The organism is Micromonospora sp. NPDC002575, from assembly GCF_042889525.1.
GTDB classification, from domain to species: domain Bacteria; phylum Actinomycetota; class Actinomycetes; order Mycobacteriales; family Micromonosporaceae; genus Micromonospora; species Micromonospora carbonacea.
The window spans coordinates 19,413-38,140 of record NZ_JBIARA010000018.1; the positions used below are offsets into that span (position 1 = coordinate 19,413).

General features: G+C 74.1%; 7 protein-coding genes. 4 read left to right on the forward strand and 3 right to left on the reverse strand.

Annotation, left to right across the window (positions count from 1 at the left end):
• Nucleotides 1–74: 74 nt before the first annotated feature.
• Nucleotides 75–11,933, forward strand: a complete 11,859-nt coding sequence (locus ACFYWL_RS23940; protein ID WP_386976495.1) for an SDR family NAD(P)-dependent oxidoreductase — start codon at nucleotides 75–77, stop codon at nucleotides 11,931–11,933.
• Between the two features lie 14 nt (nucleotides 11,934–11,947).
• On the opposite strand, the gene ACFYWL_RS23945 is transcribed toward ACFYWL_RS23940, so the two are convergent.
• Together ACFYWL_RS23945 and ACFYWL_RS23950 are read right to left on the reverse strand one after the other, a co-directional pair.
• Entirely contained in the window at nucleotides 11,948–12,820 is an 873-nt protein-coding gene (locus ACFYWL_RS23945) for an oxidoreductase (protein ID WP_386976498.1), read from the reverse strand.
• Nucleotides 12,821–12,884: 64 nt separating this feature from the next.
• Nucleotides 12,885–14,357, reverse strand: coding sequence for an MDR family MFS transporter (locus ACFYWL_RS23950; protein WP_386976501.1), 1,473 nt, complete (start codon nucleotides 14,355–14,357; stop codon nucleotides 12,885–12,887).
• A gap of 193 nt (nucleotides 14,358–14,550) precedes the next feature.
• Between ACFYWL_RS23950 and ACFYWL_RS23955 the strand changes: the two genes are divergently transcribed.
• The gene (locus tag ACFYWL_RS23955; RefSeq protein ID WP_386976504.1) at nucleotides 14,551–15,735 is read left to right on the forward strand and encodes a nucleotide disphospho-sugar-binding domain-containing protein; all 1,185 of its coding nucleotides are present in this window, start codon (nucleotides 14,551–14,553) and stop codon (nucleotides 15,733–15,735) included.
• 75 nt (nucleotides 15,736–15,810) lie between these two features.
• On the opposite strand, the gene ACFYWL_RS23960 is transcribed toward ACFYWL_RS23955, so the two are convergent.
• Nucleotides 15,811–16,998 carry a cytochrome P450 gene (locus tag ACFYWL_RS23960; RefSeq protein ID WP_386976507.1) on the reverse strand — a complete coding sequence of 396 codons (1,188 nt, stop codon included), beginning with the start codon at nucleotides 16,996–16,998 and terminating at the stop codon, nucleotides 15,811–15,813.
• A gap of 233 nt (nucleotides 16,999–17,231) precedes the next feature.
• Between ACFYWL_RS23960 and ACFYWL_RS23965 the strand changes: the two genes are divergently transcribed.
• Nucleotides 17,232–18,470, forward strand: a complete 1,239-nt coding sequence (locus tag ACFYWL_RS23965; RefSeq protein ID WP_386976510.1) for a cytochrome P450 — start codon at nucleotides 17,232–17,234, stop codon at nucleotides 18,468–18,470.
• Nucleotides 18,471–18,505: 35 nt separating this feature from the next.
• A complete protein-coding gene (locus ACFYWL_RS23970) occupies nucleotides 18,506–18,700 on the forward strand; it encodes a ferredoxin (protein WP_386976513.1) in 195 nt (64 codons plus the stop codon).
• Nucleotides 18,701–18,728: the final 28 nt, after the last annotated feature.

An 18,728-nucleotide genomic window follows, 5' to 3' on the forward strand; every position in this document is an offset into this window, starting at 1 on the left:
TGCCATTCTTGCCGCTGGCGACCGCCCACCGCGACGCCGTTATGCAATCATTTCGAGTCCCGTGCGAGGCATGGATGAGTTCTGAGTCGGCCGAGCTCGACCCGACGGCGAACGAGGCGAAGCTGCGCGAGTACCTGAAGCGGACGACGACCGGTCTGCGCCAGGCCCGCCGGCGTCTCCAGGAGGTCGAGGACCGCGGGCACGAACCGATCGCGGTCGTGTCCATGGGGTGCCGCTTCCCCGGCGGCGTGGGCTCCCCCGAGGAGCTGTGGGAGCTGCTCGTGGCCGAGCGGGACGCCGTCACCCGGGTGCCAACGGACCGCGGCTGGGACATCGAGGACATCTACGACCCCGACCCCGACGCGGTGGGCAAGAGCTACACCCGCGAGGGCGCGTTCCTCGCCGACGCCGACCGCTTCGACGCCGAGTTCTTCGGGATCAGCCCGCGGGAGGCCCTGGCGATGGACCCGCAGCAGCGCCAGCTGCTGGAGGTCACCTGGGAGACGCTGGAGCGGGCCGGGATACCGCCGGCCCGGCTGCGCGGCACGCGTACCGGGGTGTTCGTCGGCAGCATCGGCCAGACCTACAACATGAGCCTGCTGCCCGCCCTGGCGCAGGTCGAGGGCTACGTGCTGACCGGCACGCAGGCCAGCATCATGTCCGGGCGGATCGCCTACGCGTACGGGCTCGAAGGCCCCGCCGTCACGGTGGACACCGCCTGTTCCACCTCGGCGGTCGCGCTGCACCTGGCCGTCCGGGCGCTGCGCAACGGCGAGTGCGACCGGGCGCTGGCCGGTGGCGTCACCGTCATGGCCACGTCGGCCTGGTTCACGGAGTTCAGCCGCCAGCGCGGCCTGGCGCCGGACGGGCGGTGCAAGCCGTTCGCGGCGGCGGCGGACGGCATCGGCTGGGGCGAGGGCGTCGGCATGCTGATGCTGCGCCGCCTGTCGGACGCCCACCGCGACGGCGACCGGGTGCTGGCCGTGCTGCGCGGGTCGGCGGTCAACTCCGACGGGGCCAGCAACGGGCTCACCGCGCCGAACGGCCCGTCGCAGCAGCGGGTGATCGAGCTCGCGCTGGCCGACGCCCGGCTCACCCCCGGCGACATCGACGCCGTCGAGGCGCACGGCACCGGCACGACGCTCGGCGATCCCATCGAGGCACAGGCGCTCCTGGCCACGTACGGGCAGGACCGGCCCACGGGCCAGCCGCTGTGGCTGGGCTCGGTCAAGTCCAACATCGGCCACCCGCAGGGCGCGGGCGGCGTGGCCGGGGTGATCAAGATGGTGCTGGCCCTCCAGCACGGCCTGCTGCCGCGCACCTTGCACATCGACGCACCCACGCCGCACGTGAACTGGGACGCCGGGCAGGTGAGCCTGCTGCGCGAGGCGCGGCCGTGGCCCGAGACCGGCCGTCCGCGCCGGGCGGCCGTGTCATCGTTCGGCGTGGGCGGCACCAACGCCCACGTGGTGCTGGAGGCCGCACCGCCCCGGCCGGCGGCGGAGCAGACCCCGGGCCGCGCGGCCCCGGACGGACCGGTGCTCACCGGCGGCGCGCTGCCCTGGCTGCTCTCCGCCAGGAGCGAGGAGGCCCTGCGCCGGCAGGCCGCACGGCTGCTGGAGTTCGCCACCGCCCAGCCCGCCGACCGGCTCGCCGACATCGGCCACGCGCTGGCGTTCGAACGCGAGCACCACGAGCACCGTACGGCCGTCGTCGCCGACACCGCCGGGGAGCTGCTGGCCGGCCTCGCCGCCGTGGCGGACGACAAGCCGGCGGCGTCCGTGGTGAGCGGGCACGGCACGGCGGCGAGGACCGTGTTCGTCTTCCCCGGGCAGGGCTCGCAGTGGGAGCGGATGGCCGTCGAGCTGTCCGAGAGCAGTCCCGTCTTCCGCGAGCACCTGCGGGCCTGCGCCGACGCGCTCGCGCCGCACACCGACTGGTCCCTGCTGGACGTGCTGCACGGGGTCCCCGGCGCGCCCGCCCTGGACCGGGTGGACGTGGTCCAGCCCGCCCTGTTCGCCGTCATGGTGTCACTCGCCCGCGTCTGGCAGGCCGCCGGAATACAGCCGGACGCGGTCGTGGGCCACTCGCAGGGGGAGATCGCGGCGGCCCACATCGCCGGCGCGCTGCCCCTCGACGCCGCCGCGAAGATCGTCGCGCTGCGCAGCCGGCTGCTGCTCGACCTGGCCGGCACGGGCGGCATGGCGTCGCTGCCGCTGCCCGCGTCCGACGTCGAGCGGCTGCTCCAGCTTCCCGGCCGGGGCGGCCTGAGCATCGCCGCGGTCAACGCGCCCGGGTCGACCGTGGTGGCCGGGCCCCCCGACGAGCTGCGCGACCTCGTCCGGGCCTGCGAGGCCGACGGGGTGCAGGCCCGGGTGATCCCCGTCGACTACGCCTCGCACACCGAGGCCGTCGAGCCGCTGCGGGAACGGCTGGAGGAAGCCCTCGCCGGGATCACCCCGGCCGCGGCCGACATCGCGTTCTACTCCACCGTCACCGCCGCGCCGGCCGACACGGCCTCGCTCGACGCGGCCTACTGGTACCGCAACCTGCGCCAGCCCGTCGCGCTCGAACCGGCCGTCCGGGCCCTGCTGGCCGACGGCCACACCCTGTTCGTCGAGGTCAGCCCGCACCCGGTGCTGACCACGCCGGTGCAGGAGACCATCGACGACAGCGGGACGCCGGCGACCGCCCACGGCACGCTGCGCCGCGACCACGGCGGCCCGGGCCGGCTGCTGCGATCCCTGGCCCAGGCCCACGTCCACGGCGCGGCCCCGGACTGGGCGCGCGTCCTTCCCGGGCCCGACGTGACCCCGGTCGACCTGCCCACCTATCCCTTCGCCGGGCACCGGTACTGGCCCGACGGGACGCAGACCGGCGGCGACGTCCGGTCGGCCGGGCTGGGCTCGGCCGGCCACCCGCTGCTGGCCGCCGAGACCATGCTGGCCGACGGGGGCGGCCACCTGTTCTCCGGCCGGCTGTCGCTGCGTACCCACCCGTGGCTCGCCGACCACGCCGTGCACGGCGAGGTGATCGTCCCCGCGACCGCCCTGGTCGAGCTGGGCCTGCACGCCGCCTACCGCGTCGGCTGCGGCCAACTCGCCGAGCTGACCCTGCAAACGCCGCTGGTGGTGGCCGAACGCGACGCGGTGCAGATCCAGGTGCTGGTCGGTGCAGCCGCAGCCGACGGGGAACGCCCGGTCACCGTCCACTCCCGGCCGGAGGGCGACGACCCGGACGCCGACGACGTCCCGTGGATCTGCCACGCGACCGGCCTCCTGCTCCCGCAGGCCGCCCCGACGCCCGATCCGGTCGAGGCGTGGCCACCGGCCGGCGCGACCCGCCTGGACACCACGGAGGTCTACCCCCGGCTGGGCGACATCGGCCTGGCGTACGGCCCGGTCTTCCGCGGGCTGCGCGCCGCCTGGAGCCTCGGCGGCGACCTGTACGCCGAGGTCGAGCTGCCCGACGACGTCGACGCCCAGGGGTTCGCCCTGCACCCCGCCCTGTTCGACGCCGCGCTGCACGCCACCGCGCTGTCCGGCGGCGAACACGACGGCCGGACCCGGCTGCCGTTCGCGTGGCGCGGCGTGTCCGTGCACGCCGTCGGCGCCACCGCCGTGCGGGTCCGGCTGCGCCCGGAGGGGACCGACACCGTCAGCGTGTCCGTCGTGGACCAGTCGGGGCTGCCGGTCGCGTCGGTGCAGGCGCTGACCGTACGGCCGCTCTCCGCCGGGCGGACCGCCGCGGTCGCCGCCCGGCGCGGCTCGCTCTACCGGCTCTCCTGGCAGCCGGTGACCGGCAGCGCCGAGGCCGGGCAGGACGGCGACTGGATCGTCCTCGGCGCGCCGCCGCATCCCGTCGAGTGGCTCGGCGGCCTGCGGGTGGTCACCGATCCCGAGTCCTGGTGGCCGGCGATCGACGCCGGCGCGCCGGTCCCGGGCACCGTGGTCGCGTTCGCCCCCGCCCCGCCGGACGACGCCGACCCGCCCGCGGGGGCCCACGCGACCACGCACTGGGTCCACGACCTGGTGCGGCGGTGGCTCGCCGCCGAACGGCTGGAGCACAGCCGGCTGGTCGTCGTCACCGAACGGGCGGTCGCCGCACGCGCCGACGACCACGTCACCGGCCTGGCCGCCGCACCGGCGTGGGGGTTCCTGCGCGTGGCCCAGCTGGAGCAGCCGGACCGGTTCCACCTGGTGGACGTGGACGGCCGGGAGAGCTCGCTGCGGCGGCTGCGGGCGGCCCTGGCCTCCGGCGAGCCGCAGCTCGCGCTGCGCGACGGCGAGGCGTACGCGGCCCGCCTGATCCACGCCGACGCCGAAGCCATGGCGGTCCCGCCCGCCGACGCCACCGCGTGGCGGCTGTCCAGCAGTGGCCCGGGCACCCTCGACAACCTGGTCCTGGAGCCCTGCGCCGCCGACCGGCAGCCGCTGGCCGACGGCGAGGTGCGGGTGGCGGTCCGGGCCGCCGGAATGAACTTCCGCGACGTGCTGATCGCGCTCGGCATGTACCCCGGCGAGGCGCTCATCGGCAGCGAGGCCGCCGGTGTCGTCCTCGACGTCGGCGCGGGCGTGCCGGACCTGGCCCCCGGCGACGCGGTGATGGGGCTGTTCAGCGACGGCGCCGTCGGGCCGGTCGCGATCGCCGACCGGCGGGCGCTGACCCGCGTGCCGGCCGGCTGGACGTTCGTGCAGGCCGCCGGGGCGCCGGTCGCCTTCCTCACCGCCTACTACGCCCTGCGTGACCTCGCTGACCTGCGGCCCGGGCAGCGGCTGCTGGTCCACGCCGCCACCGGCGGCGTCGGCATGGCGGCGGTGCAGCTGGCCCGTCACTGGGGGGCCGAGACCTACGCCACCGCCAGCGCCCCGAAGTGGGGCACCCTGCACGCGATGGGCTTCGACGAGCAGCACATCGGCGACTCCCGGAGCCTGGCCTTCGAGGAGAGGTTCCGCTCCGCCACCGGCGGGGCCGGCTTCGACGTCGTCCTCGACTCGCTCGCCGGCGAGTTCGTGGACGCCTCGCTGCGGCTGATGCCGCGCGGCGGGCGCTTCCTGGACCTGGGCAAGACCGACGTGCGTGATCCGGCCGAGGTGGCGGCCCGGCATCCCGGCGTCGCGTACCGGGCCTTCGAGACGGTGGAGAGCGGCCCCGACCACGTCCAGCGGATGCTGACCGACCTGGGCCGGCTGTTCGCGCAGGGCGCGCTGACCCCGCTGCCGGTCACGGCCTTCGACGTCCGGCAGGCCCCGCAGGCGTTCCGGCTGATGAGCCAGGCCCGGCACACCGGCAAGCTGGTGCTCACCGTCGCGCGCCCGCTCGACGCCGACGGCACCGTCCTGGTCACCGGCGGCACCGGCACCCTCGGGGCGGCGGTCGGGCGGCACCTGGTCACCGCGCACGGCGTACGGCATCTGCTGCTGGTGAGCCGGCGCGGCGTCGAGGCCGCCGGCGCGGCGGAGTTGCAGGCCGAGCTGGCCGGGCTGGGCGCCGACGTCGTCGTCCGCGCCTGCGACGTGGCCGACCGCGAGGAGCTGCGGCGGCTGCTCGACGAGGTTCCGCCGGAGCACCCGCTCACCGCCGTCGTCCACTCGGCGGGGGTCACCGACGACGCCGCCGTCACCGTCCTGGAGCCCCGGCAGCTCGACCCGGTGCTGCGACCGAAGACCGACGCGGCGTGGCATCTGCACGAGCTCACGGCGGGGCACGACCTCAGCGCGTTCGTGCTCTTCTCCTCGCTCGCCGGCACCCTGGGCAACCCCGGCCAGGCCAACTACGCGGCCGGCAACACCTACCTCGACGCGCTCGCGGCCCACCGGCACGCCCGCGGCCTGCCCGCGGTCTCGCTCGCCTGGGGGCTGTGGCAGAGCGCCAGCGGCATCACCGCCGAGCTCTTCGACGACAAGCGGCACGCCGTCGCGCACAGCCTGCTCACCACGATGTCCGACGCCGAGGCCCTCGCCCTGTTCGACGTCGGGCTCGGCGGCGGCCGGCCGGACCTGGTCCCCGCCGGCATCAACCTCGCTGCGGTACGGGCGGCAGCCGAGACCCGGTCGGCCCCGGCCGTGCTGCGCGGCTTCCTGCACCCCGCCCGCCGCCAGGTCGGCGGGCGCGCCGCCCGCCAGGGCGCGCTCCAGCGGGAGCTGGCCGGCCGTTCCGAGGCGGAGCAGCGGGCCCTGCTGCTGGATCTCGTCCGCGACAACGTCGGCGCCGTCCTGAACCACCCGGCGCCGGAGACCATCGACCCGCGGCGTCCGTTCCAGGAGATCGGGTTCGACTCGCTCACGGCGGTGGAGCTGCGTAACCGCCTCAACGCCGAGACCGGGCTGCGCCTGCCCGCCACGCTGATCTTCGACTATCCCCATGCGGCGGCGCTCGCCGGCCACCTGCACGAGCGGGTGAGCGGGCAGGACCGGACGGCCACGACCCGGGCGGCGACCACGCGACAGGCGGGCGATCCGGTCGTGATCGTCGGGATGGCCTGCCGGTTCCCCGGCGGCATCCGGTCGCCGAGGGACCTCTGGGACGTCGTGGTCTCCGGCGGCGAGCACGTGTCGGCGTTCCCGCAGGACCGCGGCTGGGACCTGGACCAGCTCTTCCACCCCGACCCGGACCACGCCGGCACCAGCTACGTCGACCGGGGCGGCTTCCTCGACCAGGCCGGGCACTTCGACGCGGAGTTCTTCGGCATGAGCCCCCGCGAGGCGCTCGGCACCGACCCGCAGCAGCGGGTGCTCCTGGAGACCGCGTGGGAGACCCTCGAACGCGCCGGGATCCGGCCCGAGTCGCTGCGGCACAGCCGCACTGGCGTCTTCGTCGGCATGACCTCCTACGGATACCCGGGCGGGGCGTCGCGGGCGGCCGAGGCGGTCGAGGGCTACCTGCTGACCGGCGCGTCCAGCAGCGTCGCCTCCGGCCGCATCGCCTACGCGCTCGGCCTCGAAGGACCCGCCGTCACCGTCGACACCGCCTGCTCCTCGTCGCTGGTGTCCCTGCACCTGGCCGTGCAGGCGCTGCGCAACGGCGAGTGCGACCTCGCCCTGGCGGGCGGGGCCACCGTGATGCCCTCGCCCAGCGTGTTCGTCGGCTTCAGCCGGCAGCGCGGCCTCGCGCCCGACGGCCACTGCAAACCGTTCGCAGCCGCCGCCGACGGCACCGTCTTCTCCGAGGGCGTGGGCCTGCTGCTGGTGGAACGGCTGTCGGACGCGCGGCGCAACAACCACCGGGTGCTGGCGGTCGTCCGGGGCAGCGCGGTCAACTCCGACGGCACCAGCAACGGCCTGACGGCCCCGAACGGCCCCGCCCAGCAGCGGGTGATCGACCAGGCCCTGACCAACGCCGGGCTCGGCCACGCCGACGTGGACGCCGTGGAGGCACACGGCACCGGCACCACCCTCGGTGATCCCATCGAGGCGCAGGCGCTCATCGCCACGTACGGGCGTGCCCGCTCCGACGACGCTCCCCTGTGGATCGGCTCGGTCAAGTCCAACATCGGCCACACGCAGCAGGCCGCCGGGGTGGCGGGCGTGATCAAGATGGTGCAGGCGATCGAGCACGGGCTGCTTCCCGCGGTGCTGCACGTCGACGCGCCCACCCCGCACGTCGAGTGGACGGACAGCGGCGTCGCGGTGCTGACCGAGACCGCGCCGTGGCCGCAGACCGGGCGGCCCCGGCGGGCCGGGGTGTCCGCGTTCGGCATCAGCGGCACCAACGCCCACGTCATCCTGGAGCAGCCGGCGGACGCCGACGGCCGCCCCGCGCCCGCGCCGGAGGCGACGACGCCGGCCGCCCTGTCGCCCGGCCGCCCCGACGGCGGCCCGGCCCCCCTCGCGTGGCTCGTCTCGGCGCGGACCCCGGCCGCACTCCGGCAGCAGGCCGCCGGGATCGCCTCGTACGTGCGGGAGCACGACGGCGCGCCGGCCGTCGACGTGGCCTGGAGCCTGGCGACGGCACGGACGACGTTCGACCACCGCGCCGTCGTCCTCGGCGGGGACCGGGACGAGCTACTGGCCGGGCTGGACGCCGTGGCCGCCGGGGAACAGCATCCCGCCGTGGTCCGGGAGGGGACGCCCGCCGGCCCCGCGCGGACCGTCCTGGTGTTCCCCGGGCAGGGCTCGCAGTGGACGGGCATGGCGCTCGACCTGCTGGCGCAGTCGCCGGTGTTCGCCGAGCACCTGAGCGCCTGCGCCGACGCGATCGACCGGCACACCGACTGGTCGCTGCTCGACGTGCTGCGGGGCGTGCCCGGCTCGGCCGACCCGAGCCGCGTGGACGTCGTCCAGCCCGCCCTGTTCGCGGTCATGACGTCGCTGGCCGCGCTCTGGCGGGCCGCCGGCGTCGTGCCGGACGCGGTCGTCGGGCACTCCCAGGGCGAGATCGCCGCCGCGTACGTCGCCGGCGCGCTGTCCCTCGACGACGCCGCCCGCGTCGTGGCGCTGCGCAGCAGGATCCTCACCCGGATCGCCGGCCTGGGCGCGATGGCCTCGGTGTCCCTGGCCGAGGAGGAGGTCGCCGCGCGGCTGCCGGAGGCCGGCGACGTCCATCTCGCGGCGGTCAACGGACCGCACGACTGCGTGGTGGCCGGCGACGTCGCCGCCGTGGCCGACTTCGTGGCCCGGTGCGCGGCCGACGGCGTCCGCGCCCGGCTCGTCCCCGTCGACTACGCCTCGCACAGCCCGCACGTCGAGGCGATCCGCGACGAGCTGCTGGACGCCCTCGCGCCGGTCCAGCCGCGCGCCGGCACCGTGCCGTTCTACTCGACCCTCACCGGCGCGCTGGTGGACACCACCGGGCTGGACGCCGGCTACTGGTTCCGGAACCTGCGCCACACCGTCCGGTTCGCCGCGGCGACCGAAGCCCTGCTCGACGCCGGCCACCACCTGTTCGTCGAGGCCAGCCCGCATCCCGTGCTCACCGTGGGCATCGAGCAGTCGCTGGAGCGCGCCGGCCGCCCCGGCCAGGTCGGCGGGACGCTGCGCCGCGACCACGACGGCGTCCGGGAGGTGCTGGCCGCCCTCGCCAGGGCCCATGTTTACGGCGCGCCGGTGGACTGGACGACGGTGCTGCCCCGCGGATCCGCCCGGCTGGACCTGCCGACCTACCCGTTCCAACGCGGCCACTACTGGCTGAAGGCGGAGACCGCGACGGGCGACGTCACGTCGGCGGGCCTGGACGACACCGGCCATCCCCTGATCGCCGCGGGGCTGTCGGTCGCCGCGGACGGTCAGCGGATCTTCACCGGCCGGCTCTCGCTGCGTACCCATCCCTGGCTCGCGGACCACCGCGTCGAGGACGTGGTGGTCGTGCCGGGAACGGCCTTCGTCGAGCTGGCGCTGTACGCGGCCCACACGGTGGGCGACGCCGCCGTCGACGAGCTCACGTTGCTCGCGCCGCTGGTGGTGCCCGAGCGGGGCGGGGTGCGGGTGCAACTGGTGGTCGCCGCCGAGGAGAACGGGACCCAGCAGCTCACGGTGCACGCCCGGCCGGACTCCGAGGAGGAGGACGCGGACTGGACCCTGCACGCCAGCGGCGCGCTGACCGCCACCGCGCCGCCGCCCGCCGAGGGGCTGGCGGCCTGGCCGCCGCCGGACGCCGATCGCCTCGACCTCGACGCCGTGTACGACCGGTTCCTCGCCAAGGGCCAGCTCTACGGCCCGGCCTTCCAGGGCCTGCGGGCGGCCTGGCGGCGCGGCGACGAATTGTACGCCGAGGTGACCCTGCCGGAGGACGTGGACGTCGAGGGGTTCGGCGTCCATCCCGCGCTGCTCGACGCGGCCCTGCACACGCTGATGGCCGATCCGACGCGCGCCCGGGAGGTGTCCGGCGGCGCGGCGTTGCTGCCGTTCTCCTGGACCGGGCTCTCGCTGGAGGCGACCGTGGGCAGGGCGCTGCGCGTCCGGATCAGGTCGTCCGCCGACCAGGCGGTCAGCCTGGACCTGGCCGACGCCGAGGGCCGGCCGGCCGGGCGGATCGCCGCGCTGCGCATGCGCCCCCTGCGGGGCGACCTCGCCGGGGCGGCCCGCGACCGCACGCCGATGCTGCGGTGGCGGTGGGCCGAGGCCACGGCGTCGGCGGCCCCCGCCCCGCCGTTGGTCTTCGTCGGGGAGAGCATCGTCGACCGGCTCACCGCCCCGCGGTACGCGACCCTGGACGACCTGCGCGCGACCCTCACCGGCGACGCCCCGGCGCCCCCGGTCGTGGTCGTGTCCGTCCCGGATGACGCGGCAGCCGATCCGGCGGCGCGGGCGCACCTCGCCGCGCACCGGATCCTGCACACGGTGCAGGAGTGGCTCGCGGACGACGCCTTCGCCGGGTCGTCCCTCGCCCTGGTCACCCGGGGCGCGGCCGGCATCACCGAGCAGGAGCCGGTGACGGATCTCGCGGCGGCCGCCGTCTGGGGCTTCGTCCGCAGCGCGCAGGCGGAGAACCCGGGGCGCTTCCAGCTCGTCGACGTGGACGACGCCGCGACGGAGCAGGCGGTCGCCGCGGTGGTCGCGGCCGGGGAACCGCAGTCTGCGGTCCGCGACGGCAGGGTGTACGTGCCTCGCCTGGCCCGGTGGTCGGCGGCGGACGACACGCCCGGCGGGCCCGACGCCCGGCCTGCGGCAGCGGCGGCCTTCCGGCCCGGCGGCACGGTGCTGATCACCGGAGGCACCGGCACCCTCGGCGGCCTCGTCGCCCGGCACCTCGTCACCGCACACCGGGTCGGGCATCTCGTGCTGGTCAGCCGCGGTGGCCTGAACGCGGCGGGCGCGCCCGAGCTGGCGGCCGAGCTGTCCAGCCTCGGCGCGAGCGTCTCCGTCGCGGCCTGCGACACCGGGGACCGCGCCGCGCTCGCCCGGGTGCTGTCGGCGATACCCGCCGAGCACCCGCTCACGGGCGTGGTCCACGCCGCCGGGACGCTCGACGACGCCACGGTCGGGTCCCTCACCCCCGAGCGGCTCGACACGGTGCTGCGCCCGAAGGTCGACGCTGCCTGGAACCTGCACGAGCTGACGCGGGACCTCGACCTCTCGGCGTTCGTCCTGTTCTCCTCCGCCGCGGGCGTCCTGGGCGCGCCGGGCCAGGCCAACTACGCCGCGGCCAACAGCTTCCTCGACGCGCTCGCCCGGCACCGTCACGCCCTCGGCCTCCCGGCCGTGTCCCTGGCGTGGGGTCCGTGGCAGCAGAGGAGCGCCCTGACCGGCGGACTCGACGAGGCCAGGCACGCCGGCGCGGCTCGTCGTGGGCTCGTCCCGCTGCCCACCGGCGACGCGCTCGCCTGCTTCGACGGGGCCCTCGACGCCGGCCTGCCCGCCGCCGTCGTGGCCCGGCTGAACCTGCGGGAACTGCGCGCCCAGGCCGTCGCCGACGCGCTGCCCCCGGTGCTGCACGACCTGGTCCGGGTGCCGCGCCGCCGGGCCGAGAGCGCCGAGCCGGACCTCGCGGCCCGCCTGGCCGGACGCGGCGACGACGAGCAGCGGGCCGTCACGGTCGAGGTGCTGCGGGGCCACCTGGCCGCGGTCCTGGGGCACGGGTCGCCGGGCGACATCGCCACCGACCGCCCGTTCCAGGACCTGGGGTTCGACTCCCTCACGGCACTCGAACTGCGCAACCGGCTCCGCCGGGCGACCGGTCTGCCGCTGCCCGCCACGCTCGTCTTCGACTACCCGACGGTGGGTGCTCTCGCGGACTACGTGCGGCAGCGCCTGGTCCCGCCGCAGCCGTCACCCGCGGAGGCCGTCCTCGAACACCTGGACAAGCTGGAGGCGGCCCTGGCGGCGCTTCCCGACGACATCACCCGGGACCTGATCGACCACCGGCTGCGGCTGCTGGCCGTGCGCCCGGGGGCGCTGGACGAGGCCGAACAGCGCGCCGCCGAGGGCGCCATGATCGGCGCAGCCTCGGCGGACGAGCTGATGGACCTGATCGATCGGGAGTTCCGGCAGGCGTGACCCTGCGTGGCGCGTTACTCGGACAGGGCGGCCATGTCCTCGTCGGTGAGGGCAAGGCCGGCCGCCGCGATGTTCTCGGTGAGGTGGTCCAGCACGCTGGTGCCGGGGATGGCCAGGATCGCCGGCGACACGGCGAGCAGCCACGCGAGCGCGACCTGCCGGGTCGTCGCTCCGTGGCGCTCCGCGACGACCTTGAGCCGGTCGTGGTCGATGGGCGCGCCACCGCCGCCGACCGGGAAGAACGGCACGTACGCGATGCCCTCCTTCGCGCACTGCGCGACGAGCTCGGAGTCGCCGCGGAAGTGCACGTGGAACTGGTTCTGCACCGCCGCGACCGGGGCGATGGCCTGCGCCTCGGCGAGCTGCGCCGCGTCGACGTTGCTCACCCCGAGATGCCGGATGAGGCCCTCCTCGCGAAGCTGCGCGAGGGCCGCGAAACGCTCACCGATCGACACGCCGCCCGGTGCCGCGGTCGCGCCGCCCACCCGCAAATAGACCAGGTCGAGGCGGTCCACGCCGAGGCGACGCAGATCCTCCTCGACGAGCTGGCGGAGCTGGTCGGGCTTGGCCTCCGCGGTGGGCACGACGCCGCCCTCGACCACCGGGCCCACCTTGGTCGCGATCACCAGATCGGCCGGGTACGGGAAGAGCGCCTGCCGGATGACGTCGTGCGCGTAGAGGTCGCCGAAGCCGTAGAAGCCGGCGGTGTCGACGTGGTTCACCCCGCTGTCGACCGCGCTGCGCAGCACCGCGGCGGCGGCCTCGGGGTCGCGCACGGAACCGCCCAGGGCCAGCCGCATCGCGCCGAAGCCGAGCCGGTGCACGGGCAGGTCACCGCCGAGCGTCAGCGTCCCGGCGGCCGCGGCCGTGCTGGAGTTCGCGTTCATGTTCCTGTTTTCCTTTCAGATCAACGAGAAGTCGAGAAGACCGGTGAGGCCGTCCCGGCCCGGGTCACGCGGGTTGCGCCTCCGCCACCTTCTTGCCCTGGGCGTCCGGGCTCGCCGAGACTCGTCCGGGCAGCAGCAGCGCCGGGACGAGCGCGAGCGCGAGGAAGCCGGCGCTCCACCAGAACGCGTGGTGGTAGGCGTTCGCGAGGGTGTTCACGTCGGCCCCGGCGGTCTGCTTGGTGAGCTGGATCTGCAGCACCAGGCTGATCACCGCCGTGCCGGTCGAGAGGCCGAGCTGCTGGACGATCCGTGAGGCGCCGGTGGCACGGGCGATCTGCTGCGGCGGCAACCCGACGTAGAGGGCCGTGGACATGGTCAGGGTGACCATCGCGAGCCCCACCCCGGACAGCAGCATGGCGACCACGATGAACACGCGCCCGGTGCTGGCGTAGAACTGCGTGAACGCGACCGTTCCGACGAAGGTCAGGGCCAGGCCGACGGTGCCCACCAGTCTCGCCCCGAGCCGGTTGAACACGCGGCTGAGCACGACGGAGGTGAGCGCCGAGCCCACACCGAACCCGACCAGCAGCAGGCCGGCGCCCATCGGGCTCTCCCCGTGCACCTGCTGCAGGAACAGCGGCTGCACGATCCCGGCGCCCATCGTCAGCGCCGCCAGCAACGTCAAGGCGCTGGCCGCCGCGAAGTTCTTGTACTTGAACAGCCGCATCGACACCAGGGCCTCGATGTTCGGCCGGGCGGCGTGCACGATGAATCCGGCGATCAGCACGACGCCCGTGACGAGCGGCGCGACGACCATGGGGTCGCCGAAGCCGCCGGCGGCCGCCTGGGACAGCCCGAACACCACCGCCACCAGGCCGGGCACCAGCAGCACGACGCCGAGCACGTCCAGCGCGGCGGCGGCCTCCTCCTTGAAGTTGGGCAGGTTGCGGCCGGCCAGGAAGAAGGCGATCAGCCCGATCGGGATGTTGATGAGGAACATCCACCGCCAGCTGAAGTCGTCGACGATGACGCCACCCACGACGGGGCCGAGCGTCGGACCGATCACGCCCGGGATGGCCATCAGCCCCACCAGACGCGCGCGGTGCTCGGCGCCGGCGACGCGCATCAGCATCGCCTGCCCGACGGGGACCATCATGCCGCCGCCGAGGCCCTGCACCACCCGCGCGAACACCAGCGTCTCGATGTTGACGGCGATGCCGCACAGGACCGAACCGACGAGGAAGACGACGAGCGAGACGGTCCACATCCTGCGGGTGCCGAACCGGTCGGCCGCCCAGCCCGCGATCGGCATGCCCACCATCAGCGCGAGCAGGTATCCGGTCACGACCCACTGGAGGGTGGACACGGAGACGGAGAGCTCACCGGAGAGGGTGTTCAGCGCGATGCCCACCATGGTGCCGTCGAGCTGCATCAGCAGGAGGCCGACCAGGACCACCACGGCGATCTTCTGTAGTTCCCTGGGCAGCGGCGCGTCACCGCCTGCCGCGCGAGGTTTTGTCGATCGTTTTCTCAGCATCACACGCCCCTCGAACCAGCGCTTCCATGTCGGTCTCGACACGGAGTGAGGTTTCCACAACGTTGCTGATCACGCAACTATGTGCCGATTACGCAGAGCGGTTCGTGTCGGCCGGCCGCGCCGGCCCGAGGTTCAGTCCTCGTTTAGCGCGGCGACCTTCGATGGGGTACCACCATCCCGAGGGGAGAGCCCCGTGCGCGTCCTGTTCATCCCGTTTCCCAGCCCGCCGCACCTCTTCTTCGTGACGCCGCTGGCGTGGGCCTGCCGCGCGGCGGGGCACGAGGTGCGGGTCGCCGGCCACCCGCACCTGACCGAGGCGACGCTGCGGACCGGCCTGAGCCCGGTCGAGGTCGGCGGGGACGGCACGGGCAAGCGGAGGCACGACGCCGCCGTCACCCAGGCCGGTCTCGCCCGCACGTCCGGCGACGAGCGGCACCGGCTGCTGGACCGACGGTTCGCGCCCATGGTGAACCTGGCCACCGAGATGGCCCCGGGCCTGGTGCGGTTCGCCGACCGCTGGCAGCCCCACCTCGTCATCGCCGACTCGCTGGCCTTCGCGGCCCCACTCGTCTCGGCGTCCCTGGGCATCCCCCTGCTGCGCCACCTCACCGGCCCGGACGTCATGCACCGCACCATCTATCCGATGCACGGGCCGATCACCGGCGACGAATACAGCCCGAACTGGCCCGAAGGGCTGCGTGAGCTGTACGAGGAGTTCGGCGTGGCCATCCACAACGACCACTCGGCCGGCAGCATCGACCCGTGGCCGGGCAGCGTTCAGGTGCCGGACGCGCACGCCCGCATCCCGGTGCGCCACATCCCCTACCACGGTGCGGCGCCCTCGCCGGAGTGGGCCTGGGCCCGTTCCGGACGGCCGAGGATCTGCGTGAGCTGGGGCGAGCCGGGCGACGCGGCCCGGGCGGCGCAGGCGCCCGCGCTGCCCCGGATCATCGACGCGCTGGCCGGCCGGGACGTGGAGGTCGTCCTCACCGGCAGCGGGATCGACCGGGAGCGGCTCGGCGGGCTTCCCGGGACGGTCCGCGTCGCCGGGGACGTGCCGGCCGACGTGGTGCTGCCCACCTGCGACGCCGTGGTCAGCGAGGGCGGCACCCACACCATCCTCACCGCCGCCGCCCTCGGTGTCCCCCAGGTGCTCGTGCCGCTGGTCGAGCGCCCACCGAACGCGGCCACCTTCTGCGAGAGCGGCGCGGGGATCACGCTGGACGCGGGCAGCGCCGACACGGAGGCCATCGGCCGGGCGGTCGACGCCGTGCTCGGCGACGAGCGGATCCGCGCCGCGGCGCAGCGGGTCCGGGACGAGATCGCCGAGGCGCCCTCGCCGGTGGAACTGGCGCACACGCTGGAGAAGCTGGCCTGACCGCCTCGAAGGGTCACCGACGGGTCCGGTGGATGCGGCTCTCGCCGTGCTTACCGGACCCGTCCGTTCCCGTCGTCATGGCCTCCGGACGGATACCGTCATCTCCTTGACCCCGTAGAACTCCGACGGGTGGAAAACGGGATCCGCGCTGATCCGCAGGTCGGTGAACTCGGTCAGCAGCCGGTCCAGCGCGATCTCGGTCTCCAGCCTGGCCAGCGGGGCGCCCAGGCAGAAATGGATCCCGTGACCGAACCCGAAATGCCGGTTGGGGTCACGCCGGATGTCGAATTCCTCGGGCTTTTCGAACTGCCGCTCGTCATGGTTGGCCGAGAGGATCGACGGCATGACGAACGCGTCGGCCGGGATGACCTCGCCGGCGACCTCCACCTCCGTGGTGGCGATGCGGCAGGCCCGGGGAAACGGCGGCCGGCGGCGTACGACCTCCTCCAGCGCCGCGGGGACCAGGGAGCGGTCCGCCCTGATCCGGGCCTCGGCGTCCGGGTTGTCGTCGAGGCACAGCAGGGTGTTGCCCAGCAGCAGGGTGGTGGTGATGTGCCCGGTGTTCAGCAGCAGCGCGGCGAACGTGGCCACCTGCAGGTCGGTCAGTCGTTCGCCGTTGAGCTCGGCGGCGGCCAGGGCGCCGAGGACGTCGTCGGCCGATCCCTTCGCGCGCCGCTGCCGGACCTCGGCGAGCAGGTACTCGTCGAGCTCCTTGGTGGCTTCCGCGATGGCCTCGACCACCTTCTGCTCCGACTCCCCCTTCTCCGCGCCGATGCCGAGCAGCCGATCGGCGCACCGGCGGAAGAACGCCCGGTCACCAGGGGAGATGCCGAGCAGCTCGGCGATGACGATCACCGGCAGCGGGTACGCGAGCTGCTCCACGAAGTCGAACTCGTCGCCGGACGCGTCGGCGAGCAACTGGCCCACCACCTCGCCGATGCGCGGTCGCATCCCGGCGACCGTCTTCGGCGTGAACGCCTGGCTGACCAGTTGACGCAGCCGGCGGTGGTCGGGCGGATCCTGCCAGGGCAGATTGGCGCTGAGCTTCTCCGCGCCGAAGACCGGCATGAGCCGGCCGATGTTGGAGGAGAAACGGGCCGGGTCGGAGAACACCGCCTGGACGTCGGCGTACCGGAAGACGTAGTACCGGTTGTGCTCGTCGCGCCAGACCGGCCGGTCGTCGCGCATTCCCTTCATCCACTCGAGGATCTCGGCCCCGCCGTCGGTGAACAGCGGCATCCGGACAAGCTCATCGGCACTCATCGCGCCTCCCACGTCGGACCGCGCACGGTCTCGCTGCACCCTGCTGAGGAACAACAACAACGGCAAAGCTAGCAAACATCTCGGCCATTTGTCCTTACCGATCGATCCGATGGGAAAATTAGCAGCATTTTAGCTGCCGCCGATAAGATTGCCGTCGCCGCAAGCAAAGGCAATTCAATGCAATTATCGTGCGCCCGCCGGAATTCCGCAGCGTCCCGAAACAGGAGTTGACCATGACCGAGGCCACGACGGCAGCGCACGTCGGCGACCTTCCCGACGTGCCCGACTTCCCGATGCCACGTGGCCACGCTCTCGACCCCGCGCCGGCCTACGCGCGATTGCGCCGGGAGCGTCCGGTCACCCAGGTCGCCCTGCCCAGCGGGCAGAAGGCGTGGCTGGTCACCAGCTACGCCCACGTGCGCGCGCTGGTCACCGATCCGCGGATCAGCTCGGACCACACCCACCCGAACCTGCCGATGCTGGCGCCGCTGCGCCCGGAGGACATCGACACCCCGCACGAGCCCGTCAACACGCTGGTCGGGCTCGATCCGCCGGAGCACTCCGCGCCGCGCCGCTCCGTCATAGCCGAGTTCACGGTCCGCCGCATCCAGGAGATGCGCCCCCGCATCCAGGAGATCGTGGACGGCTGCATCGACGAGCTGATCGCGGCCGGCCCCGGCAGTGACCTGGTCAGCACGGTGGCGGTGAGCGTGCCGTCCCAGGTGCTGTCGGAACTGCTCGGAGTGAACCCGCCCGACCGCGAGTTCTTCCACGTGCGCGCATCCAAGATGCTCGGCAGGACGACCAGTCCCGAGGAGCGCCGGACCGCCATGATGGAACTGGCCATCTTCATCAACGGCCTGCTCATCGAGAAGGACCGCGAACCGACGGACGACCTGCTGGGCCGCCTCATCGTCAACAACCGCGAGACGAAGGTCTTCACCCACCAGGGCCTGTTGCACATGGCCTATCTCCTGCTGGTCGCCGGCAACGAGACGACCGCGAACATGATCTCGCTCGGGACCACGGGCCTGCTGGAGAACCCCCACGTCCTGGCCGAGCTGAGGGCCGATCCGAGCCTCATCGGCCGCACCGTCGAGGAGTTGCTGAGGTACTTCACCATCTCGGACGTCCTGGTCCGCGTGGCCAAGGAGGACATCGAGATCGAGGGTGTGACGATCCGGGCGCACGACGGCGTGCTGCTCTGCCTCGGGTCGGCCAACCGGGACGAGACCATCTTCGAACAGCCCGACAAGCTGGACATCCACCGGGGCACGCGGCATCACATGGCCTTCGGCTACGGCATCCACCAGTGCCTCGGGCAGAACCTGGCCCGCGCCGAGCTGGAGATCGTCTTCACCACGCTGTTCACCCGGCTGCCCGGCCTGCGCCTGGCGAAGCCCCTGGCGGAGTTGCCGTTCAAGTTCGACTCCAACACGTACGGCCTCCACGAGCTGCCCGTCCAGTGGTGAGTCGTCGGCTGGACCGTGAGGCGGAGGCGAAGGACATGCGCATCGTTGTCGAGCGGGACGCCTGCATCGGGGCCGGTCAGTGCGTACTGACCGAGCCGAGCGTCTTCCGGCAGAGCGAGGAGGACGGCATGGTGCAGCTGAACACGGATCGGCCGACTCCGGAGACGGCGGAGGCGGTCGAGACCGCGGTCGCCCTCTGCCCGGCCCGGGCGCTCTCCCTCGAACCCTGACCCGTGGGGCGGGAGGCGTCCACCCGAC